We start from the raw sequence: 22341 nt of genomic DNA on the forward strand, positions 1-22341 counted from the left end.
TATTATTTACTTAAATTTTCTTCAATTAACTCTAAAGAACCTTCCAAAAGCACTAAATTATTAGCGTTTAATATTGCGTAAGTGCTTAATTCTGAGCTAGTTACGACGTTTGAAGCCTTTAAATTACGTGACGACAAATATACGTTTTTATTTGACTCACCCAACACAAATAAAGATTTTTTATTCTCTAACCCTAAAGCTTTCAAAACGTTAATGAAATTTTTAGTGTTTGGCGCTTCAAAATTAAAGTCTTCTAAAACTACGATATTTGACTCTTTTGCTTTGATTGAGAAAGCTGATTTTCTAGCCAATCTCTTCAATCCTTTATTCAATTTAAATGAATAACTTCTTGGTCTTGGTCCGAAAACTGTTCCACCACCTTTAAACAATGGACTCTTAACACTTCCTGCACGAGCAGTACCAGTTCCTTTTTGTTTTTTAATCTTACGTGTACTTCCTGTTACTTCAGCTCTTTCTTTAGCTTTATGAGTACCTTGTCTTTGATTAGCAAGATATTGCTTAACATCAAGATATACAGCGTGATTGTTTGGCTCAATTGCGAATACTGAATCAGAAAGTTGAACTTTTCTTCCAGTATCTTTTCCGTTGAAATCTAATACTTTTACTTCCATTACTTCTGAATGATTACATAAGAGTTTTTGTGTCCAGGAACACATCCTTTAACAACAAGTAGATTCTTTTCAGCAACTACTTTTAAAACTCTAAGGTTTTGAACTTTTACATTTTCTCCTCCCATTCTTCCAGCCATACGCATTCCTTTGAATACTCTAGATGGATAAGAAGAAGCTCCTACAGAACCTGGCGCTCTTAAACGGTTGTGCTGACCATGAGTAGCTTGTCCAACACCACCAAAACCGTGACGCTTAACAACACCTTGGAAACCTTTACCTTTAGACACACCTTGTACATCTACAAATTCTCCTTCTTCAAAAATAGTAACATCAATAAGATCTCCTAATTTTTGTTCAGTTGCAAAATCTTGGAATTCAACGACTTTTTTCTTAGCAACAGTTCCAGCTTTTTTAAAGTGACCTAAAGCCGCTTTAGTAGAATGTTTCTCGTTTTTGTCATCGAAACCAAGTTGCAACGCTTCATACCCGTCAACCTCGTTGGTTCTGACTTGGGTAACAACGCATGGTCCAGCTTCGATTACTGTACAAGGAATGTTTTTCCCGTTTTCATCGAAAATACTAGTCATGCCGATTTTCTTACCAATTAACCCAGACATAAATATTAATTATTAATTACTAAAATTCCCTTCAATTTGAAAATAACAGAAATTTCCAAACAGGGAGTGCAAAAGTAGATATTAAAATTGAATATACCAAACAGTTACAAAAATTAAATCGCTCATAATCAAAATCCAACGATCAAAACAGCAAGAAAACACACCTCCTGCACACCAAAATTTAAGGCATAATTTTCAATTCGCCAACACTTTTCACCTTAACAATTAAACAATAAAAACATAACAAAAAACACTCAAACCACCTTAAAACAAAGGACTTTATAAAAAATAAAAAAATAAAAACACGTTAAAATTTACAAACCAAAACAACTTCTAAAAACAAAAAAAGCGAGACAAAAAATGTCTCGCTTTTTATATAAAAAAAATATAAAAAAAATTATACTTTAATCTCTACTTCAACTCCACTTGGCAATTCAAGTTTCATTAAAGCATCAATAGTTTTAGATGAAGATGAATAAATATCAATCAATCTCTTGTATGACATTACTTCAAATTGCTCTCTCGCTTTTTTGTTAACGTGCGGAGAACGTAATACAGTGAAAAGTTTTTTGTGAGTTGGCAACGGAATAGGACCTGTTACAACCGCTCCAGTAGTTTTTACTGTTTTTACGATCTTTTCAGCAGATTTATCTACCAACATGTGATCGTAAGATTTTAGTTTTATTCTGATTTTTTGACTCATTTTCTTAAGAATTAAGCGTTACCTTTTGCTTTTTTAATTACCGCTTCTGAAATATTAGAAGGCGTTTCTGCATAGTGAGAAAACTCCATTGTAGACGTTGCTCTACCAGATGACAATGTTCTCAATGTAGTAACATATCCAAACATCTCAGCCAATGGCACATCTGCCTTAATAGTTTTCGCTCCGTTTCTATCACCCATATCATTAACCTGACCTCTACGACGGTTCAAGTCACCTACGATATCACCCATATTTTCTTCTGGAGTAATAACTTCGATTTTCATGATTGGCTCCAAGACAACAGCTCCAGCAGCTTTTCCAGATTCTTTATACCCCATTCTAGCAGCTAATTCAAAAGAAAGAGCATCAGAATCCACAGGGTGGAAAGATCCATCCAATAAAGTAACTTTTAAACTATCCACAGCATATCCAGCTAAAGGTCCAGTTTTCATAGCTTCACGGAAACCTTTTTCAACAGCAGGAATATATTCTTTAGGAACGTTACCTCCTTTTACTTCATTTACGAACTGTAATCCAACAGGAACTTTTCCATCAACTTCATCAGCAGGCTCGATTCTAAATACGATATCACCGAATTTACCACGACCTCCAGATTGTTTTTTGTAAGTTTCTCTATGTTGAGCAGATCTTGTAAATGCCTCTTTGTACTCTACTTGTGGCTCACCTTGATTAACCTCTACTTTAAACTCACGCTTCATACGATCAACTAAGATATCTAAGTGAAGCTCACCCATACCAGAGATAATAGTTTGACCAGAAGCCTCGTCAGTTCTAACTGTAAATGTTGGATCCTCTTCAGCTAATTTAGCCAAAGCCATACCCATTTTATCAACGTCAGCTTTAGTTTTAGGCTCAATAGCAATACCAATTACAGGATCTGGGAATTTCATAGACTCCAAGATAATTGGATTCTTTTCATCACATAAAGTATCTCCTGTTTTGATATCTTTAAATCCTACTGCAGCCCCAATATCTCCAGCCTCAATAAATTCGATTGGATTTTGTTTGTTAGCGTGCATTTGGTAAATACGAGAAATTCTCTCTTTATTACCAGAACGAGTATTTAAAACATAAGAACCAGCATCTAAACGACCAGAGTAAGCACGAAAGAAAGCTAAACGACCTACGAATGGGTCTGTAGCAATTTTAAATGCTAAAGCAGCGAATGGCTCTTTTACATCTGGCTTACGCAAGATTTTAGTTTGATCTTCTTCTAATAAATCAGCATCATCAGGATGAATACCTTCAATACCTTCTTTATCTAAAGGAGATGGTAAATATTTACAAACTGCATCTAACATAAATTGAACTCCTTTGTTTTTGAAAGAAGATCCAGCAAGCATAGGAATGATTGCCATGTCGATTGTTGCAGCTCTTAAAGCGTTATTGATTTCTTCCTCTGTAATAGAGTTCTCATCTTCCATGTACTTATCTAAAAGATTTTCATCATAAGTAGCAATTTCTTCGATAAGAATAGAACGGTAATGCTTAACATCATCAACCATATCAGCTGGGATATCAACAATATCAAAAGTAGCTCCTTGAGTTTCATCATGCCATACAATAGCTTGATTTTTCACTAAGTCAACGATTCCTTTGAAATCAGCCTCATCACCAATAGGCAAAGTAATTGCAACCGCATTCGATTTCAACATATCTTTTACCTGACCACAAACTCCTAAAAAGTTTGAACCCTGACGGTCCATTTTGTTTACGAATCCCATACGAGGAACTCTGTATTGATCTGCAAGTCTCCAGTTAGTTTCTGACTGAGGCTCAACACCATCAACAGCACTAAACAAGAAAACTAAACCATCAAGTACACGCAAAGAACGGTTTACCTCTACAGTAAAGTCAACGTGCCCAGGAGTATCAATAATATTAAAGTGGTATGGTAATGATTCTGGAAGAACTTTACCTTGCTCCGTTGGAAAGTTCCAAGTACAAGTTGTAGCAGCAGAAGTAATTGTAATACCTCTTTCTTGCTCTTGTGCCATCCAGTCCATTGTTGCAGCTCCATCGTGAACCTCACCAATTTTGTGCGATTTTCCAGTATAAAAAAGAATACGCTCAGTTGTTGTTGTTTTACCAGCATCAATGTGAGCAGCAATCCCGATATTTCTTGTATATTTTAAATCTCTAGCCATTTCTTTACGAATTAAAATCTAAAGTGAGAGAATGCTTTATTAGCTTCTGCCATTTTGTGAGTATCCATTCTTTTCTTAACCGCAGCACCTTCTTCTTTAGCAGCAGCTAAACACTCAGAAGCTAAACGTTGTGCCATAGATTTTTCGTTTCTTCTTCTTGAATAAAGAATCAACCATTTCATCGCCATAGAAATTTTTCTATCTGGACGAATCTGCATTGGAATTTGGAATGTAGCTCCACCAACTCTACGGCTACGTACTTCTACGTGAGGCATAACGTTTGTTAAAGCATCTTTCCAGATTTCTAATGAAGTTTTTTCATCATTTTGTTTTTTAGTTTCAATGATATCAATAGCATCATAAAAAACTTTAAAAGCTGTAGACTTCTTACCGTCCCACATTAAGTTGTTTACAAAACGTGTTACCAATTGATCATTAAATCTTGGATCTGGTAAAAGTGGTCTTTTCTTTGCCGCTCTTTTTCTCATGTCTTTTTCTTAAAAGTTTTTAAATTACTTTTTTGCTTCTTTTGGGCGTTTAGCACCGTACTTAGATCTTCTTTGCGTTCTTCCTGCAACACCTGACGTATCAAGCGCTCCACGAACGATGTGATATCTAACACCTGGTAAATCTTTTACCCTTCCACCTCGCACTAATACTATCGAGTGCTCTTGTAGATTATGTCCTTCTCCTGGGATGTAAGCATTCACCTCATTACCATTTGTCAAACGTACACGCGCAACTTTACGCATTGCAGAGTTTGGTTTTTTTGGTGTAGTAGTGTAAACACGCGTACAAACCCCTCTTCTTTGAGGACAAGAATCTAAAGCAACCGATTTACTCTTCTTAGTGATCTGAGTTCTTCCTGTTCTTACTAATTGTTGAATTGTTGGCATAATTAATACTAAAAATTATTATGTTTATTAAATTCCCGCTTTTTACGGGGTTGCAAATGTATAAAATATTTTTCAGTATACAAACGTTAAATCATTAATTTTCAATATCATTATTTAGCCTTTTCATTTTTCAATCAAACAACAGATATTTGCTTTACATTTAACGAATGAAATATTCTACTTTGAAACATCTTTTTTACATATTACTCTGTTTCGCAAGTTATTCTGGTTTTGCACAAACTTTTTATTTAAAAATACAGGGAACAAACAAAACTCAGACTCAAATTATCGATTCTGTAAATTACAGCCCCAAGCATAAAGACGTAACATCATTACTTAAAGAAATAAAAAACACTGAAAAAAAAATATCCAATTTAGGCTACTTGGATTTGCAAACTTTAGAAATAAAAAAAACAAATGACTCGACTTACAATGCACTATTCGATTTAAAAAAGCAAATAAAATATATACATATATATATAGGAAGAAATATCGATAGTTTTGATTCTAAGATATCTGCAAATGACAGCATCGTAATTCCTTATTCAGAACTCGAAAATTTCTTAAATCAAAAAGTATTAAACAATGAAAAAAAAGGATTTGCTTTTACAAAAATAAAACTCGAAAATATCAGACGTAAAAATTCTATAATTTATGCCAACTTAAATTTAAACACTGAAAAGAAAAGAACGATAAGTTCGATTATTATAAATTACACAAATCCAGACACTAAAGACTATTTCCCAAAAGGAGCTCTTAAACAGCTAAATAAGAAATATATAAACAAAACCTTTAATCAGGAAATAACTCAAAAACTATATAATGATATTGGAAGTTTTGAATTTATCGCACAACCCAAATATCCCGAAATTTTATTTACCCAAGATTCAACAAAAATATATACGTACTTGGAAAAAAGAAAAGCGAATACTTTTGATGGCTACATTGGATTTTCTAATGATGAAAACAAAAAATTAAAGCTAAATGGCTACTTAGACATTACCCTCGTAAATACATTAAGAGCTGGTGAAAAGTTTTCATTATACTGGAAAAGTGATGGAAATGACCAAAAAACTTTTAATACCAAAATAGAAATTCCATATTTATTTCAATCTTCTCTTGGAATAAAAGCACAATTAAATATCTTCAAGCAAGACAGCACTTTTCAAAACACTAAAACAGACATCAACCTTGGGTATTATTTAAACTACAATTCAAAACTTTACTTAGGCTATCAATCAACAGAGTCAAGTGATATCCAAAACACTAACAACAGCAGTTTAAGCGACTTCAACAACTCTTACCTCACTTCTAGCTATGATTATAAAATACTGGAAAGTGAAAATCTTTTTTCAACAAAAGCTACAATTAATGCTACAATAGGATATGGCAAAAGAGAAACTCCTAATGATGCAGAAACAGCAGGATCTAGCAAACAATTATTAGCATTGTTAAATGTGGCCTACAATTTTGAGTTAAACAAAAAGAATTATGTTTATTTAAATTCGCAAAACTACTATTTACAAAGCAAGAATTACATCACCAACGAATTATTTCGATTTGGAGGAATGAACTCAATTAGAGGCTTCTCAGAAAATAGTTTACAGGCAAATTATGCCAATCTACTTCTTACAGAATATCGATACTTACCCACTTCTAATTTTTATGTTCATTCAATTTTAGATTATGGCATTTATCAAGATCAGACCTTTAATAAAAAAGTAAGAAATGTATTATCTTTTGGCGTAGGATTAGGATTACTTACTAAGGGTGGATTATTAAAAATTCAACTTGCGAATGGCTCTGCAAACAAAGGGGAAATCAAATTTTATAACAGTATTTTAAACATTTGTTATAATGTTAAATTTTAAGCTTAGTTAAAAAAACCTTAAATAAAAAGTTGGAATATTAACAAATAATTATGAGATTAGTAATACTAATTCAAAATAATTATTAATTATGAAACCAAAGTTTAACGGATTTTTAGTGCTTTTTATAGTACTAATCGCGCAACTAACCTTTGCGCAAGAACGAACTGTCTCGGGAACTGTGACCGACGATGCAGGAATGCCACTACCTGGCGTAAGTGTATTAGTCAAGGGAACTAAAAACAGTGCTCAAACAGATTTTGATGGAAAATATTCCCTTAAGGCTTCACCAAATCAGGTATTAGTGTTCAGCTACATCGGAATGAGATCTCAAGAGGTAACTGCAAGTTCAACTCAAATCAATACTAAACTTTCAGGAGACACAATGCAACTGGAAGGTGTTGTAGTAACAGCTCTTGGACTTTCGAGAGAAAAAAAATCTCTAGGATACGCAACGCAAGAAGTAAAAGGAGAAAATTTAGCAGCTGTTAAAAGTGACAACTTCGTAAATGCAATCTCAGGAAAAGTTTCTGGTGTACAAGTCAAAAGAACTACAAATTTTGGGGGTTCGACAAATATTGTAATTAGAGGAAATTCATCGTTAACAGGAAACAACCAAGCCTTGTTTGTTATTGATGGAGTTCCGGTAAGCAACAATAATTCGAACTCAAGAGATCAGGAGCAATCTGGATCTGGTTACGATTATGGAAGTGCAGCTTCTGATATAAATCCAGAAGACATCGAGTCTATAAACGTACTTAAAGGATCCGCCGCAAGTGCCTTGTATGGCTCAAGAGCCGCAAATGGTGTTGTAGTAATTACAACCAAAAAAGGAAACAAAAAAGCGAAAGGCTTTTCTATTACCGTTAACTCAGGTATTACTACCGGTTCAGTTGACAAAAGCACATTTATAAAATATCAAAACCAATATGGCGGTGGTTATGGTCCTTATTATGGACCAGACGAAGATTCTTATCTAGATCGTCAAGACATTAATGGCGACGGTGTTCTTGATTATGTTACTCCACTAACAGAGGACGCCTCTTATGGAGCAAGATTTGATCCTAGTTTAATGGTCTATCAATGGGATGCATTTTACCCAGAATCTCCAAACTACATGAAAGCCACACCTTGGACGGCAGCAAAAAACGGACCTATTACCTTTTTTGAGAAACCAGTAGCGCTAACAAATGCTATCTCTATAGATAAAGGTCTTGAAAATGGATATTTAAGATTGGGAATAAACAATCTTGACCAGCAAGGTCTTTTACCAAATAGTACATTAAAAAGAAATACAATAACGTTAAACGCTTCAACATTAATCAACGACAGACTGACTGTTGCAGGTTACGGAAACTTTACCAGAACAAGTACTATTGGTAGAAATAACACAGGTTATAATGATAATATTGCTGGGAATTTTAGACAATGGTGGCAAACTAACGTTGACATAAAAGGACTTAGACAAGCTTACGAACTAACAGGAAGAAATGTATCTTGGAATCCAAATTCAACTACAAATCCTACTCCGATTTTCTGGGACAATCCATATTTCCAGCGTTATGAAAATTACGAATCTGACAGCAGAAACAGATTTATTGGTAATGTCTCTTTAAATTACAAAATTACAGACTGGTTAGATGCTTACGGCAGAATGTCTGTTGATACTTATGATGAACTACAAGAAGAAAGAAGAGCTGTAGGAAGTGTACCTTCAAATTTCGGAATCGGAACTGGCGGTGGTGACGGAAGTACAAATAGAAGTCCTGCTCCATCAGGATATTCTAGAAAAAATATTGGATTTAGCGAATACAATTATGACTTCATGTTAAACTATAATGTAGATTTAACAACAAAACTTAACTTAAAAGGAGTTGCCGGTGTAAACATAAGAAGAAGCTACTACAACTCTATATGGGCCGCAACAAATGGAGGACTTGCAATTGCAGGTTTATATTCCTTACAAAATACGGCTGCTCCAATGCTAGCTCCAATAGAAAGAGACGAATCAATCGGTGTTGACGGTCTTTATGCAAGTGCCTCTTTCGGATATGACGATTACTTATTCCTTGAAGGGACAATAAGAAGAGATCATTCTTCTACGCTACCTGAAGCTAACAGCTCTTACTACTACCCTTCTGTTTCAACCAGTTTTGTGTTTTCCAAATTTGTAAAAGCTGATTGGCTTTCTTTTGGTAAAGTAAGACTTAATTATGCAGAAGTTGGAAATAGCCCAGGTTTTGACAGAATCTTGGATACCTATGCAGTAAATACAGCTTTTGGAGCTTCATCTGCATCTGTAAAAGACACTAAAAACAATCCAAACTTAAAACCAGAGCGTACTAAGAGTTATGAAGCGGGTGTAGAGTTATCATTTTTCAAAAAGAGATTAGGACTTGACGTTTCTTATTACAAATCTAATTCAATAGACCAAATCATACCTTTAAGATTAACTTCTTCAACTGGTTATTTATATGAATTAATTAATGCTGGAGAAATCCAAAATCAAGGAGTCGAGGTTTCATTGAACGGAACTCCTGTTAAAACGGAAAATTTTTCATGGGATATCAATTTAAACTGGGCAAGAAACAGAAATAAAGTAGTAGAACTTTTGGATGGAATTGACAATCTTCAATTAGGTTCTTTCCAGGGAGGAGTTACTATTAATGCTCAGGTTGGCCAACCATATGGAGTTATCTACGGAACTCAATACACCTATCTAAATGGTCAAAGAGTTGTTGATCCTGATAATGGTCAATACATTAAAACTTCGACTTCTGATAATGTTATTGGAAATGCAAACCCTGAGTGGACAGGAGGTTTAAATAACAAATTTACATACAAAAACTTCTCTTTTGAATTTTTGATTGATATGCAAAAAGGCGGACAAATCTTTTCACTAGACCGTTATTATGGACTAGCAACAGGTTTGCCTGATGACACCGCTTTTATAAACGAACTAGGAAATCCTATAAGAGATCCTTTAACTTCTGGAAGTGACAGTGGTGGTTTTATAAATCCGGGAGTAAATCCTGACGGAAGTACAAATACAACGAGAATTGAAGCCAGCCGTTTTGGAGCACAAGGATATAGAAGAGGTTTACCAGACGAAGCATTTGTTTATGATGCTAGTTATATCAAACTAAGACAAACTTCAATTTCATACTCTCTTAGCGAAAGGGTTTTAAAAAACACTTTTATGAACGGAGTTACATTTAGCCTTGTTGGAACAAATCTATGGATAATACATAAAAACTTACCAGATGCAGATCCAGAATCAGGACTAGGAGCAGGTAATTTACAAGGATACTCAACAGGATCATTACCATCTACAAGAGATGTAAGTTTCAACGTCAAAATCCAATTCTAAAACAAGAAATCATGAAAAAAATATTCTTACTTCTATTCACCACAGCTCTGTTGATCTCATGCTCTGATGACATAGAAAATTTAAACACAAACGTAAAAGATCCGTCAGTCGTTCCTGGCGAAGCTTTATTTACAAGTGCTCAAAAAAGTTTAGTAGATCAAATGATGAGCACAAATGTTAATGACAATGTATTTAGATTATTAAATCAATATTGGACAGAAACAGTGTATACAGACGAAAGCAATTATGATTTAGTTACAAGAACTATTCCTGAACAACACTGGCAATATTTATATAAAGACGTGTTGAAGGATTTAGATCAAAGTGCCATAAACATCAATAATACTCCGGTACCTGTTACAGAAAATCCTTTAAACAAACCTAATAAACTTGCTATCATTGAAGTTTTAAATGTTTACACCTATGCAATATTAGTGGAGACTTTTGGAAACGTTCCATATTCTCAAGCATTAAATCTGCAATATAAAACTCCAAAATACGATGACGGTTTAACTATTTATAAAGATTTAATTTCGAGATTAAATAAAGCAATCGCAAATCTTAATCCTGCTGGAGCAAGTTTTGGAGACAATGATCGTATTTACAATGGTGATGTATCAAAATGGATAAAATTTGCAAATACTTTAAAATTACGATTAGGAATTACTATTTCTGATATTCCTTCAGAAGCTGCTTTAGCACAAGCAACTGTAGCTAGTGCCGCGCCAAATGTTTTTACTTCTAATCTTGATAATGCAGATTTAAAGTATTTAACCGCAACACCAAATACAAATCCGCTTTATGTTGATCTTGTTGCAAGTGGACGTTCAGATTTTGTACCTGCCAATACATTGGTTGACAAAATGAATGAATTGAACGATCCTAGAAGAGCTAAATATTTTGACAATAACTTAGATGACCCTTCTACTCCAGAAGTAGAATACGTTGGAGGAACATATGGAGCAAGTAATACATTTTCAAATTATACTCATATCACTCCAACAATTCAAGTTCCAGATTATCCTGGAACAATACTAGATTATGCAGGAGCAGAATTTTTACTAGCTGAAGCTGCGGAAAGATCATTATATGGAACACCTGCAGACGCGGAGACACATTATAATGCTGCCATCACCGCTTCTATATTGGACTGGGGCGGCACACAAGCAGATGCAACTACCTATCTTGCAACTTCAGAGGTCGCATATGCAACAGCGACAGGAAATTGGAGAGAAAAAATTGGGCATCAAGCTTGGATCGCATACTATAACAATCCGTTTGAAGGATGGTCAACCTATAGGAGATTAGACTATCCAGTTTTGGTAGCGCCAGCAGATGCAGTTTCTGATGTTCCGCAACGATATACTTATCCTATTATTGAACAATCGTTAAACAAAAGTAGTTATACAGAAGCCAGTCAAGCAATTGGTGGAGATGCTGTTGAAACTAAATTATTTTGGGATAAATTTTAAGAAAACAACTTTTTAACAAATAAGCCACTCAATTTTGGGTGGCTTTTTCTGTATAAAAGTTATAAAAAAAGGCAATTTTCTAGCATTCACTATAAAATTTAACATTTATCTTAAATAGAATATATTTCATTATTATCATAATTAGAGCAATAAACTGAGAATATTAAATCTGAACGGTTTATTTAACTATAAAAAAACAATATCCTATTGTAAAATCATAATTTAACTAAAAAAAAAGCTTTATATATTAGGAAAGTTAACAAATTATTAAGAGTTTTGCGATACTAATTCAAAATATTTAAAAATGAAACTAAAGTTCAATGGATTCTTAGTGCTTTTATTAGTACTAGTTGCGCAACTATCATTTGCGCAAGAAAGAGCTGTTTCTGGAACAGTTTCTGACAATGCAGGAATGCCTTTACCGGGTGTTAGTGTATTAGTTAAAGGAACTAAAACAGGAACACAAACTGACTTTGATGGTAAATTTTCGATCAAAGTATCACCAAGCCAAATTTTGGTATTTAGCTACATTGGGATGAAAACTCAGGAAGTAGCAGCAAGTTCTTCTACTGTAAATGTAAAAATGGCAGATGCAGGAGCACAAGAACTTGAAGGTGTAGTTGTAACTGCCTTTGGTATTAAAAGAGAGAAAAAATCTCTTGGTTACGCAACTACAACTTTAAAATCAGACGCTATAACTCAGGTAGTTAACACTAACCCTTTTGAAACTCTTTCTGGTAAAATTGCTGGGGTGGACATCACTGCACCATCACAACCAGGAGCTGCTACAAAAGTGATCATTCGTGGTTTGAATACAATTACAGGTAACTCAGGACCTCTTTACATTGTTGATGGATCTCCAATCAACAACACTTCGACTGGTACAGGTAATAGTGGAGTTGCTACTTCAACTAGATCATATGATTCAGGTAATGGTATTAGTGATCTTGATCCAAACAACATCGAAAGCATGACTGTACTTAAAGGAGCTGCTGCTTCTGCGTTATACGGTTCAAGAGCTGGAGGTGGTGTAATCATCATTACAACTAAAAAAGGAAAAGCAAACTCAGGTATTAAAGTAGACATGTTAGCTTCAACTGAATTAAGTGAAGTTGCAAGAGTTCCTCATTTACAAAACCAATTTGGTCAAGGATGGAATGGAGCTGGATATACAGGAAACGGACCGAGTAACGAAAATGGTTCTTGGGGACCTGCCTTCAACGGACAAGTTAGACCATGGGGAACTGTTTACGAAAACAGCCAACAAATTAAACCTTATGTAGGTTTAAAAGATAACGTTAGAGATTTCTACAATACTGGTATTTTATCTACACAATCTGTAAACCTTAGTGGTGGTGGAGATACTTCAGATTTCTCTTTAATCTTCTCTAATGTAAACAGTGATGGAGTTGTTCCAACTGATGCAGATTTATACAAAAAACAATCTATTGGATTCAATGGAGGTTTAAAAGGTAAAAGATTTACTTTAAGAACATCTTTAAACTATATCTACAAAGATCAAAGTGTTGTAAACACAGGTCAAGGTGATGACGCTGGAGAAGGTTCTACATTACAGCAAGATTTATTACAAATCCCTACTGACATTAGTATTGTAGACTTGAAAGATTATAAAAATAATCCATTCAACTCTCCTTCTTACTATTTCACTCCTTACGCTTCAAATCCATATTTTACTGTTAACGAAAATAGCACTAAAATTTACGGAAATAACATTTTTGGAAATGCTAACTTAAGCTATAAAATTACTGACAAATTAACTGCTTCATGGCAAGTTGGAGGTAACTTTAGAACTGAAAGATTAAAAAGTCATGGAGCTATCGTAAACTACTTACCAGGAAGTCCACAAGATATTGCTGGAAGCTTAACTGTTGGTGGTGTTACAGAATCAAGATCTGAATTTTCTGAATTTGATACTTTCTTCAACTTAAACTACAACACAAATTTAGGTGAAGACTGGACATTAAACCTTTTAGGAGGATTTAACTACAACAGAAGAGAAAGTGACAGATTGATCGCTTCAATCACTAACTTAGGAATACCAGGATACTACGAGTTATCTAACTCTGCTGTTAGACCTGTTCTTACTCAAACTAATACTTTGAGAAAAACTGGTGCTGTTTACGCATCTGCGGAATTTGCTTTCAAAAACAGATATTTTGCTACAATTACAGGTAGAGAAGATGTTACATCTACATTACCAATTGGTAACAATGCATATTTCTACCCAGCATTATCTTTAGGTGCTATTGTAATCGACAACGGAAACACTTTCTTAAAATTAAGAGGTGCTGCTTCTAAAATTGCAAATGACACTAACCCATATGCTACTGAAAACTCATACGTTTCAGGATCTGCTGCTGCTAACTTTGGAATTATCGCATCTCCAATTGGAGGAGTTAGTTTCTATGAAGCTTCTGGAAGATTAGGGAACTCTGAATTAAAACCAGAAAGTACTGTAGAGTATGAAGTTGGTGCTGAAGGATCATTCTTCAAAAACAGAATTAGTTATGATATCGCTTTGTACCACAAAACAACATCTGACTTAATCGTTAACTTACCATTAGATCCATCTACTGGTTTTACACAAAAATCAATCAACGCTGGAGATATTGTAAACAAAGGTATTGAGCTTTCTGTTACTGCAAGTCCAATTAAAAACCAAGATTTTACTTGGAGCTTAACTTACACATTCACTAAAAACCTTAACGAAGTTACTAAATTAGCTGACGGTTTTGATAGAATTGATTTAGCAACAGCATACGGTGTTACTTTCTCAGCAGAAAAAGGACAGCCAATCGGTTCATACTATTCATTAGTAACAAAAACTACTCCAACTGGACAGCCAATTGTAAGCGCTACAACTGGTATCGATGTTAACACAACACAAGTTCAAAGAATTGGAAATGCACAACGTGATTTCGTTATGGGATTACAAAACACATTTAAATACAAAAACTTCAACTTAGGTGTATCTTTAGACTGGAAACAAGGTGGAGAAATGTATTCATACACAAAAAGATTGGCTCATTTCGTAGGGAATGGTATTGAAACAGCTTACAACGACAGAGCTCCTTTTATCGTACCAAATTCTGTTAACGAAATTGTTGCGCCTGATGGATCTGTATCATATGTAGAAAACACTACAGCAGTATCATTTGAAAATGTTGCTAACTACTACAACACTCAAAGTAACTTAGCAATTGAAAATACACATATTGTAGATAAAAGTTTTGTAAGATTAAGAGAGATAAATTTAAACTATGATTTCCCATCTTCACTTAGTAAAAACATGGGGTTAAACAAAATTACAGTGGGTATCTACGGAAGAAACTTATTTATGTGGACTCCAGGTGACAACCCTTATGTTGACCCAGAGGTAAGTACTTTCGGTACTGGTGTACTATCAGAATTAGGAGAGTTTGGAGCTAACCCATCTCAAAGATCAGTAGGTGGAGTTTTAAAATTATCATTCTAAAAAAAAATATAATAAAATGAAAAAGATAGCAACATTAATAACAGCTCTTTTCTTACTAGTGTCATGTGATGAAACATTTGACATTAATAGAGACCCGGATGCATTGCCTCCTGGACAAGCAAATAGCACAATACTTCCTGCTGGTATAGCAGGTCTTGCAGGTGCACAAGGATCATACTATGCTATAATTGGTGGTTTCTGGTCTCAATTTTGGACACAAAACCCAACTTCTAACCAGTACCGAGATATTGATAGCTACAGTATTGGAGCAAACAATTACGCTGCAGCGTATACTGCAATGTACGATGCTTTAAACGATATTAGAACTGTAAAAGCTCAAGCTGAAAAAGAAGGAAACTGGAACTATTACTTAATAGCTACTGTTCTTGAGGTTGAAGGCTCTCAAGTTTTAACTGACTTATATGATGATATTCCTTATACAGAGGCTAACAATGTAAATATTTTACAGCCTAAATTTAATACAGGAAAAGAAACTTACGACTTAATGATTGCTGATCTGAAATTAGCTTTATCTAAAGATCAAAGTTCATCTGTAGGTGATAAACCAGGTAAAGATGACTTTATTTTCAACGGTGACATGTCAAAATGGACTAAATTTGGAAATACTTTATTATTAAAATTACACATGAGATTAACTGCAGTTAATCCTACTCTTGCTCAGTCTGGAATCACTACTTTAATTAATTCTGGTGCAGAATTTTTAGACGTAGATGCTGCAATGACTCAATTTGAAGATGCTGCTGATAGAAGTAACCCTCTTTATGAGTCTGACAGAAGACAATTGAACACTACTTTGAACTTAAGAGCTAGTAAAACTATGTTTTCTTACTTATCTCTTAACGCAGATCCACGTTTAGCTAAATATTATGCACAACCTGGAAACCCTAACAATCAAGGTGACTGGAACAACACTACAGTTCCAAACTTATCTTTAGTTCAATTAAGCCCATTAACACCTGTATTCTTTATTAGCAAAGAAGAAAGCAACTTTTTACAAGCTGAGGCTCTTACAAGATATTACGGCGGTGCTGGTGCAAAAGCTAAGTATGATGCTGGTGTAACTGCTGCTTTAGTAAGATTTGGACAAACTGAAGCAACGGCCGCAGCTTTCTTAAGTGGTGCATACGCATTCCCTGCTACAGGAGTTGATGCTCAAATTGAAGCTATCATTACTCAAAAATGGATTGCAAGTTTCCCTGGAAATGGTTACGAATCTTTCTTAGAGCAAAACAGAACAGGGTTCCCAAGAGAATCTGCTGTTAAACAATCAAGCGAAGCATATATTCCTGGACAATTGGCAATTGCAGTTGAAACTAAAACTGGTAATGTGTTCCCTCGAAGAATTGTTTTACCAAACACTGTATCAACAAGAAACCCTAATGCGCCAGCTGCAAAACTAATCACTGACAAAGTTTGGTGGGACGTTAACTAATAAAAATTAGATCATGAAAAAAATATTTATACAATTAATGGTAGTCCTTGTTTCGGGATTATTATTTACTGCTTGTGATGGTGATTCAACAGCGAATGTTTCGGAAGTTACTTACTATGCAAATTTAACAATGCATGGAGATGCACTTGTTGTATTAACACAAGGAGAAACTTACACTGAAGAAGGTGTTGATGCTGAAGCAAATGGTCAACCTCTAGAGGTAAAAATTAGTGGTTCAGTAGACACGAGTAAACCAACTGTTTACAAACTTAACTACTCTGCTATAAACAGTGATGGATTTCCTGCTACTGTAACACGTACAGTTGTAGTGTTAAGCAACAAACCAAGTACAATCAATTTAGAAGGTTCATTTGTTAGAGGTGCGAATGTCAATAACGTTACAAAATTAGCCGACAGAAAGTATGTTTGTGATAATGCAACAGGTTATAACGTTGCAAATGACAATCTTACCATGGAATTCTATAACATAGACGACAAACAAATCTACGCTCCTTATACTGAAAATGCTTCTAAATCAGGAATTTCTGCAGAAAGCAACATTGGAACCATCACAGATAAAAACAACTGGAAATGGGTTATCTATGCCTCATCAGTATTTGGTACGGCTGAGAGAATATTTAAACGTTAATTAAAAAATATTAAAATGAAAAAATTAAAACAAAATATAACACGTTTACTTGCAGCAGTATTTGTACTTACTTCATTTGCATCTTGTGACGAGGTAGGAGATACTGATCCAGGAGGAACATCAACTGAATCAATGGCAGGAGACTGGTATGTTCAAACATTGGTTGACGGAAAAGTAGTAGCTGATTATGCTCTTATTTCTACATACAATACAGCAGCAAACGACGGAAAAGAATTCTGGATTGATGACCATGGTCACGTTTGGGATTTTAAAGTTAAAACACCAGTAACTATTGGTACACTATCATTTGCAGGAAATAATTTACCTAGTAGTATTGTACACGATGTTGCTTCAACACCAGAGATTGAAACTTATGATGTTAATGTAACCATCACAGAAGGAAAAATCACTAAAAACGACACTAAAACTTCTGGAGGCAATACTACGGACGGAATCTCTTTTAAAGCTGTATTCTCAGATGACACAGACGCTGGAACTGTCTATGAAATAAGAGGTTACAAAAGAACTGGTTTCCTAGAAGACGAACACTAATACTTAATTTAAGTATAGTAATATTAAGACCGCCCTGTATTAACAGGGCGGTTTTTTTATAGAAACATATTACCTATATTTGTCCAATGGAAAAAGAACATCAAATATTTGGCATTAGAGCCATTATAGAAGCAATTCAGGCAGGAAAAGAAGTAGATAAAGTCTTCATACAGAAAGATATTTCTGGTGAACTTATGAAAGATTTAATGAAAGTGATGAAACGTGCAAACGTTAACTTCTCGTATGTTCCTGTAGAAAAACTAAACCGACTTACACCAAACAATCACCAAGGTGCAGTAGCAACCATCTCTCCTATTGGTTTTATGGATTTAGAACATTTGGTTGAATCTACAGTTGAGTCGGGTAAAAAACCTCTTTTTCTTATCTTAGACCAGATATCAGATGCTAGGAACTTTGGTGCTATTATTAGAACAGCTGAATGTACTGGCGTAAATGGAATAATTGTTCAAAAAGCTGGTTCTGCTCCTGTAAATGGAGATACTGTTAAAACTTCTGCCGGTGCGGTATTCAATGTGCCTATTTGCAAAGTTGAGCATATCAAAGATGCTATTTTTTACTTGCAAGGTTCTGGAATTAAAACAGTAGCTGCAACTGAAAAAACAGATCAAAACATATACGATATATCATTATCAGAACCTTTAGCTATTATTATGGGATCTGAAGATCGAGGAATCAATCCGTCAGTTTTAAAAATAGTAGACGAAAAAGCAAAACTGCCGATGTTTGGTTCAATTGGATCTTTAAATGTATCGGTTGCCTGTGGCGCCTTTTTATACGAAGCTGTTCGACAAAGATCCTAAAAAACACATTGAGATTAAGATGCGAATGAAATAATTAAATACCTTTAATTAATGCTTTCAAAATCTAATTCAAATCTAAAAATTACATTATTCCGTTGCCTGTTTGTAGTTTTACTAATTACAAACAGCTACGGACAAAACACTACGTATAATCAGTTTTGGAATGAATTTCAGTTTAACCAAAGCATAAATAAAAAATGGGCAACTGAAATAGATGTCGCAACAGCTTACAGCAGTAAAGAATCTTCACCAAATTTATTCGAAAATACTACTCAGAGATCTTTAAGAGCTTGGGGGCATTATTACTTTTCTCCAAGATGGAAATTTTCAGCTTTTGCCGCCTATTACAATAACAAAGATGTTCCCGAAATTGGCCAGTTCGAATCTCCCGAATGGCGTTTTGCTCTTCAAGGCACTTATTACTTTCATAAAACAGGCTATACTTTGAGTACAAGAATGCGTACTGAATTTCGTCATATTAAAAATGGAGATGATGAATTTGAAAATGTCTTTAGATATCGTCAGCAGATTAAATATATACAGCCAATTAACAGTAAATTTTTAAGAGCCGGTGTTGTATATGCAATTGCATCTGACGAGCTTTATTTCAAGTCTGGAGCAAAAGTTACGGGTGAGAGTTTCTTTGATAGAAATCGGTTAAATGTTGGCGCTGGTTATTTGTTTACAGATGACTTTCAAGTTGAATTAACTTATTGCAATGAATATCTTCCGAGAAACAGTGGGAATCAAACCACAAATGCAGCTTCGCTTACCATATCTTTCAATAATCTTTTTCGAAATCTTCAAAAGAAAATCCAAGACAAAAAACATCCCGAAGCAAAAGACGAAGAGTAAATTAATTTTCGTCTTTCTTTAAAAAACACTTGAGCTGTTCTAAAATGGCTTTTTTATAAAGCTTAAAGTTATAGCTCCTCACAAATTCAGTGCCTTGCATATTGATTTCTGCGCTGACAGCTTCATAATTAGAAAAGGCATCGATGTCTTTAACATCAATTAGATAAAGAACCTGCATTATAGAATCGTTACGCTGATATTGTGTATCGTAATGAGCCAGTTTATAAGTATTATTATCTGCGAGATGAATAACTAAATCATCTTTAATTTTTTTTCCTTCTTTCTTTTCTGGAAACGGTGTGGGCTGTAAAGCAACAAAATAATGTTCTTTGTCGGTAACAATATTAATTTTCAACGATTTTGATTTTGTAGAATAAAAAACTGCAGGTTCAAAATAGTACATCATACTTCCGTCTGCCTGCACTCTATTTTTTATTTCACATTGAGCAATGCCTTTTGAATTATAAACAAAACAAAAGAATAAAATTAAAAACTTCATTTTCATAATGCTCAAAATTAAATTGTTAGTATAACAAATTTACTCTTTTTATTTTAAAGGCAATTCTTGATCCGTTTCTTCACTTGAATCTGCTTTTTTGACTAAGATATAATTTACGGGATGACTTGCTGAAAAATACTCAATCTGCTCCTCTTCATCTTCATATGAAATAGGAACAAAATTTCCATTCTCGTCAAAATGCTTCATAAAAGGATCATTGCTAGCATGAAAATCTGGTCGTTGCCAATCGTAAACAATGGGTTTTGCATATTCGGGAGCTTTATAAAATAAAGTCAAAACAAAACCTGTAATGAGTCCCGCTAAATGCCCTTCCCAAGAAATAGATTGATCTACATCTGGAAAAACATACCAAATCATTCCGCCATAAAGCAAAATTACAGTTAAAGATAAAGCTACTAGTCTGTAATATTTAGTTTGAATTCCTTTAAAAAAAATAAAACTCACCAGAACATAAATTAATCCGCTGGCACCAATATGAAAATTCTCTCTTCCGACCACCCACGTAATTAATCCTGAAAATATAATGCCGTAACCAATAACGCCAAAAGTCTGTTTTGGATAAAAAAACTGCATAGCCGCCAATAATATTAAAAGCGGAATACTATTGTTGTATAAATGATCTAAATTCTCATGAATAAATGGGCTGAACAAAACACCTTGCAATCCTACAAAATCTCTAGGATAAATCCCGTATCGATAAAAATCAAAATCAAAGCGAATCTGAATCCAATATATTATCCATAAAAAAAGGACAAAAAATAACGGCAGTCCAATTACCGAATTTGAAAACTTAAAATTAGTATCGCTCATATTTTTCGAAAATAACATTTAATTGAACTCAAAAAACTATCCAAAAATATTTTACTGATAATTTGTCATATCAGAGAATAAAAAATTGTCTCAAATTGGAACAATCCTTCTCTCTTTGAAGTGTTTTAACTTTTGAATGAATGAAATTTAAATCTTAAAATAGTAATTTTGTAATTATGGAAGCACCTTTAGCAGAGCGTATTCGTCCGCAGAAATTAGAAGATTATATAAGCCAGCACCATTTGGTTGGACCAACTGGTTCTTTAACACAGCAAATTTCAAAAGGAATAATTCCTTCTCTAATTTTCTGGGGGCCTCCTGGTACAGGAAAAACTACATTGGCACAAATTATTGCGCAAGAATCAAAAAGACCTTTTTATATTTTGAGTGCCATAAATTCTGGCGTAAAAGATATTCGCGATGTTATTGAAAAAGCAAAACAAAGCGGCGGACTTTTTACTGCTAAAAATCCTATTCTATTTATTGATGAGATTCACAGGTTTAGTAAATCACAGCAAGATTCACTTTTGGCTGCAGTCGAAAAAGGTTGGATAACTTTAGTGGGAGCCACAACCGAAAACCCAAGTTTTGAGGTGATTCCTGCATTATTGTCACGTTGCCAGGTTTACATACTAAATGCTTTTACAAAAGCCGATCTAGAAGCTCTATTAGAGCGCGCAATGAAAACTGACACCTATTTATTGACAAAAAAAATAAATTTAAAAGAAACAGAAGCTTTATTGCGTATTTCAGGAGGTGACGGAAGAAAACTCTTAAATGTATTTGAACTTGTTATTAATGCTTCTGCAGGAGATGACATTACTATAACTAATGATCGCGTTTTAGAATTGGTACAGCAGAATACTGTTCTTTATGACAAAACTGGCGAACAGCATTATGATATTGTTTCTGCATTTATCAAATCTATTCGAGGCAGTGATCCTAACGGAGCCGTTTACTGGCTGGCCAGAATGATCGAAGGTGGCGAAGATGTAAAATTTATTGCTCGAAGAATGCTTATCCTCGCAAGCGAAGATATTGGCAATGCCAACCCAACAGCACTTATAATGGCCAATAACACATTTCAGGCTGTTACCACTATCGGATATCCAGAAAGTCGGATTATATTGAGCCAATGTGCAATTTATTTAGCGACTTCTCCAAAGAGTAATGCGTCATACATGGCAATTGGAACTGCACAGCAATTGGTTAAACAAACGGGCGATTTGCCTGTTCCCCTTCATTTGCGAAATGCGCCTACCAAATTAATGAAGGAATTAGGTTATGGAGACGAATACAAATATTCGCACGATTATGCCAATAATTTTGCCGAACAAGAGTTCTTGCCAGATGCCATAAAAAAAACGGTTCTTTACAATCCCGGAAACAATTCTAGAGAGAACAGTACCCGCGAATTTTTAAAGAACCGCTGGAAAGATAAATACGGTTATTAAACCGT

The 22341-nt window shown here is 34.5% G+C and carries 18 protein-coding genes; 10 read left to right on the forward strand and 8 right to left on the reverse strand.

Features of this window, described 5'->3' with window-relative positions; genetic code table 11:
* Positions 1 to 2 precede the first annotated feature (2 nt).
* The 6 genes from rplD to rpsL all read right to left on the reverse strand — a co-directional run bounded on the left by rplD (position 3) and on the right by rpsL (position 5016).
* Positions 3 to 632 carry a 50S ribosomal protein L4 gene (gene rplD / locus Q9Q97_RS14310; RefSeq protein ID WP_111424376.1) on the reverse strand — a complete coding sequence of 210 codons (630 nt, stop codon included), beginning with the start codon at positions 630 to 632 and terminating at the stop codon, positions 3 to 5.
* On the reverse strand, positions 632 to 1249 hold the full coding sequence (gene rplC / locus Q9Q97_RS14315) for a 50S ribosomal protein L3 (RefSeq protein WP_008464284.1): 618 nt from the start codon (positions 1247 to 1249) through the stop codon (positions 632 to 634). The genes rplD and rplC overlap by 1 nt, the downstream gene beginning before the upstream one ends.
* 397 nt (positions 1250 to 1646) lie before the next feature.
* Positions 1647 to 1952: a 30S ribosomal protein S10 gene (gene rpsJ / locus Q9Q97_RS14320; protein WP_007803605.1), complete on the reverse strand. Its 306-nt coding sequence runs from the start codon at positions 1950 to 1952 to the stop codon at positions 1647 to 1649.
* Positions 1953 to 1963: 11 nt separating this feature from the next.
* Entirely contained in the window at positions 1964 to 4120 is a 2157-nt protein-coding gene (gene fusA, locus Q9Q97_RS14325; protein ID WP_306158244.1) for an elongation factor G, read from the reverse strand.
* An 11-nt stretch (positions 4121 to 4131) separates the two neighbouring features.
* Positions 4132 to 4608, reverse strand: coding sequence for a 30S ribosomal protein S7 (rpsG, locus tag Q9Q97_RS14330; protein WP_026727879.1), 477 nt, complete (start codon positions 4606 to 4608; stop codon positions 4132 to 4134).
* A gap of 24 nt (positions 4609 to 4632) precedes the next feature.
* A complete protein-coding gene (rpsL, locus tag Q9Q97_RS14335; protein ID WP_007136570.1) occupies positions 4633 to 5016 on the reverse strand; it encodes a 30S ribosomal protein S12 in 384 nt (127 codons plus the stop codon).
* Between the two features lie 167 nt (positions 5017 to 5183).
* Here rpsL and Q9Q97_RS14340 point away from each other — a divergent pair, with 167 nt between their 5' ends.
* From Q9Q97_RS14340 to Q9Q97_RS14380, 9 genes are all read left to right on the forward strand, one after another.
* Entirely contained in the window at positions 5184 to 6887 is a 1704-nt protein-coding gene (locus tag Q9Q97_RS14340; protein ID WP_306158250.1) for a hypothetical protein, read from the forward strand.
* An 88-nt stretch (positions 6888 to 6975) separates the two neighbouring features.
* The gene (locus Q9Q97_RS14345; protein ID WP_306158252.1) at positions 6976 to 10254 is read left to right on the forward strand and encodes a SusC/RagA family TonB-linked outer membrane protein; all 3279 of its coding nucleotides are present in this window, start codon (positions 6976 to 6978) and stop codon (positions 10252 to 10254) included.
* Between the two features lie 11 nt (positions 10255 to 10265).
* Complete coding sequence (locus Q9Q97_RS14350) at positions 10266 to 11726, forward strand: SusD/RagB family nutrient-binding outer membrane lipoprotein (protein ID WP_306158254.1); 1461 nt, start codon at positions 10266 to 10268, stop codon at positions 11724 to 11726.
* Between the two features lie 304 nt (positions 11727 to 12030).
* Positions 12031 to 15222, forward strand: a complete 3192-nt coding sequence (locus tag Q9Q97_RS14355) for a SusC/RagA family TonB-linked outer membrane protein (protein ID WP_306158256.1) — start codon at positions 12031 to 12033, stop codon at positions 15220 to 15222.
* A 16-nt stretch (positions 15223 to 15238) separates the two neighbouring features.
* Positions 15239 to 16675: a SusD/RagB family nutrient-binding outer membrane lipoprotein gene (locus tag Q9Q97_RS14360; protein ID WP_306158258.1), complete on the forward strand. Its 1437-nt coding sequence runs from the start codon at positions 15239 to 15241 to the stop codon at positions 16673 to 16675.
* A 37-nt stretch (positions 16676 to 16712) separates the two neighbouring features.
* Positions 16713 to 17324 carry a DUF5011 domain-containing protein gene (locus Q9Q97_RS14365; protein WP_306158259.1) on the forward strand — a complete coding sequence of 204 codons (612 nt, stop codon included), beginning with the start codon at positions 16713 to 16715 and terminating at the stop codon, positions 17322 to 17324.
* 15 nt (positions 17325 to 17339) lie between these two features.
* Positions 17340 to 17876, forward strand: coding sequence for a lipid-binding protein (locus tag Q9Q97_RS14370; RefSeq protein ID WP_306158261.1), 537 nt, complete (start codon positions 17340 to 17342; stop codon positions 17874 to 17876).
* A gap of 86 nt (positions 17877 to 17962) precedes the next feature.
* Complete coding sequence (gene rlmB / locus Q9Q97_RS14375; protein ID WP_306158262.1) at positions 17963 to 18697, forward strand: 23S rRNA (guanosine(2251)-2'-O)-methyltransferase RlmB; 735 nt, start codon at positions 17963 to 17965, stop codon at positions 18695 to 18697.
* A 51-nt stretch (positions 18698 to 18748) separates the two neighbouring features.
* Entirely contained in the window at positions 18749 to 19552 is an 804-nt protein-coding gene (locus Q9Q97_RS14380) for a DUF2490 domain-containing protein (protein WP_306158264.1), read from the forward strand.
* A gap of 1 nt (position 19553) precedes the next feature.
* Here Q9Q97_RS14380 and Q9Q97_RS14385 read toward each other — a convergent pair whose 3' ends face one another.
* Together Q9Q97_RS14385 and Q9Q97_RS14390 are read right to left on the reverse strand one after the other, a co-directional pair.
* Complete coding sequence (locus tag Q9Q97_RS14385) at positions 19554 to 20051, reverse strand: hypothetical protein (RefSeq protein ID WP_306158266.1); 498 nt, start codon at positions 20049 to 20051, stop codon at positions 19554 to 19556.
* 48 nt (positions 20052 to 20099) lie between these two features.
* Positions 20100 to 20882 (reverse strand): rhomboid family intramembrane serine protease, encoded by a 783-nt coding sequence (locus Q9Q97_RS14390; RefSeq protein WP_306158268.1) that lies wholly within the window; start codon positions 20880 to 20882, stop codon positions 20100 to 20102.
* 176 nt (positions 20883 to 21058) lie between these two features.
* On the opposite strand from Q9Q97_RS14390, the gene Q9Q97_RS14395 reads away from it, so the two are divergent.
* On the forward strand, positions 21059 to 22336 hold the full coding sequence (locus tag Q9Q97_RS14395; protein WP_306158270.1) for a replication-associated recombination protein A: 1278 nt from the start codon (positions 21059 to 21061) through the stop codon (positions 22334 to 22336).
* The last annotated feature ends 5 nt before the right edge of the window (positions 22337 to 22341 follow it).

It is taken from the genome of Flavobacterium sp. DG2-3 (assembly GCF_030730925.1).
Taxonomy (GTDB): domain Bacteria; phylum Bacteroidota; class Bacteroidia; order Flavobacteriales; family Flavobacteriaceae; genus Flavobacterium.

Coding starts and splice junctions, on each gene's coding strand:
- rpsL (WP_007136570.1), bottom strand. CDS start 5,016: ATGCCAACAATTCAACAATTAGTAAGAACAGGAAGAACTCAGATCACT.
- fusA (WP_306158244.1), bottom strand. CDS start 4,120: ATGGCTAGAGATTTAAAATATACAAGAAATATCGGGATTGCTGCTCAC.
- rplC (WP_008464284.1), bottom strand. CDS start 1,249: ATGTCTGGGTTAATTGGTAAGAAAATCGGCATGACTAGTATTTTCGAT.
- Q9Q97_RS14385 (WP_306158266.1), bottom strand. CDS start 20,051: ATGAAGTTTTTAATTTTATTCTTTTGTTTTGTTTATAATTCAAAAGGC.
- rplD (WP_111424376.1), bottom strand. CDS start 632: ATGGAAGTAAAAGTATTAGATTTCAACGGAAAAGATACTGGAAGAAAA.
- Q9Q97_RS14365 (WP_306158259.1), top strand. CDS start 16,713: ATGGTAGTCCTTGTTTCGGGATTATTATTTACTGCTTGTGATGGTGAT.
- rlmB (WP_306158262.1), top strand. CDS start 17,963: ATGGAAAAAGAACATCAAATATTTGGCATTAGAGCCATTATAGAAGCA.
- rpsG (WP_026727879.1), bottom strand. CDS start 4,608: ATGAGAAAAAGAGCGGCAAAGAAAAGACCACTTTTACCAGATCCAAGA.
- Q9Q97_RS14350 (WP_306158254.1), top strand. CDS start 10,266: ATGAAAAAAATATTCTTACTTCTATTCACCACAGCTCTGTTGATCTCA.
- Q9Q97_RS14395 (WP_306158270.1), top strand. CDS start 21,059: ATGGAAGCACCTTTAGCAGAGCGTATTCGTCCGCAGAAATTAGAAGAT.
- Q9Q97_RS14380 (WP_306158264.1), top strand. CDS start 18,749: ATGCTTTCAAAATCTAATTCAAATCTAAAAATTACATTATTCCGTTGC.
- rpsJ (WP_007803605.1), bottom strand. CDS start 1,952: ATGAGTCAAAAAATCAGAATAAAACTAAAATCTTACGATCACATGTTG.
- Q9Q97_RS14340 (WP_306158250.1), top strand. CDS start 5,184: ATGAAATATTCTACTTTGAAACATCTTTTTTACATATTACTCTGTTTC.
- Q9Q97_RS14370 (WP_306158261.1), top strand. CDS start 17,340: ATGAAAAAATTAAAACAAAATATAACACGTTTACTTGCAGCAGTATTT.
- Q9Q97_RS14355 (WP_306158256.1), top strand. CDS start 12,031: ATGAAACTAAAGTTCAATGGATTCTTAGTGCTTTTATTAGTACTAGTT.
- Q9Q97_RS14345 (WP_306158252.1), top strand. CDS start 6,976: ATGAAACCAAAGTTTAACGGATTTTTAGTGCTTTTTATAGTACTAATC.
- Q9Q97_RS14390 (WP_306158268.1), bottom strand. CDS start 20,882: ATGAGCGATACTAATTTTAAGTTTTCAAATTCGGTAATTGGACTGCCG.
- Q9Q97_RS14360 (WP_306158258.1), top strand. CDS start 15,239: ATGAAAAAGATAGCAACATTAATAACAGCTCTTTTCTTACTAGTGTCA.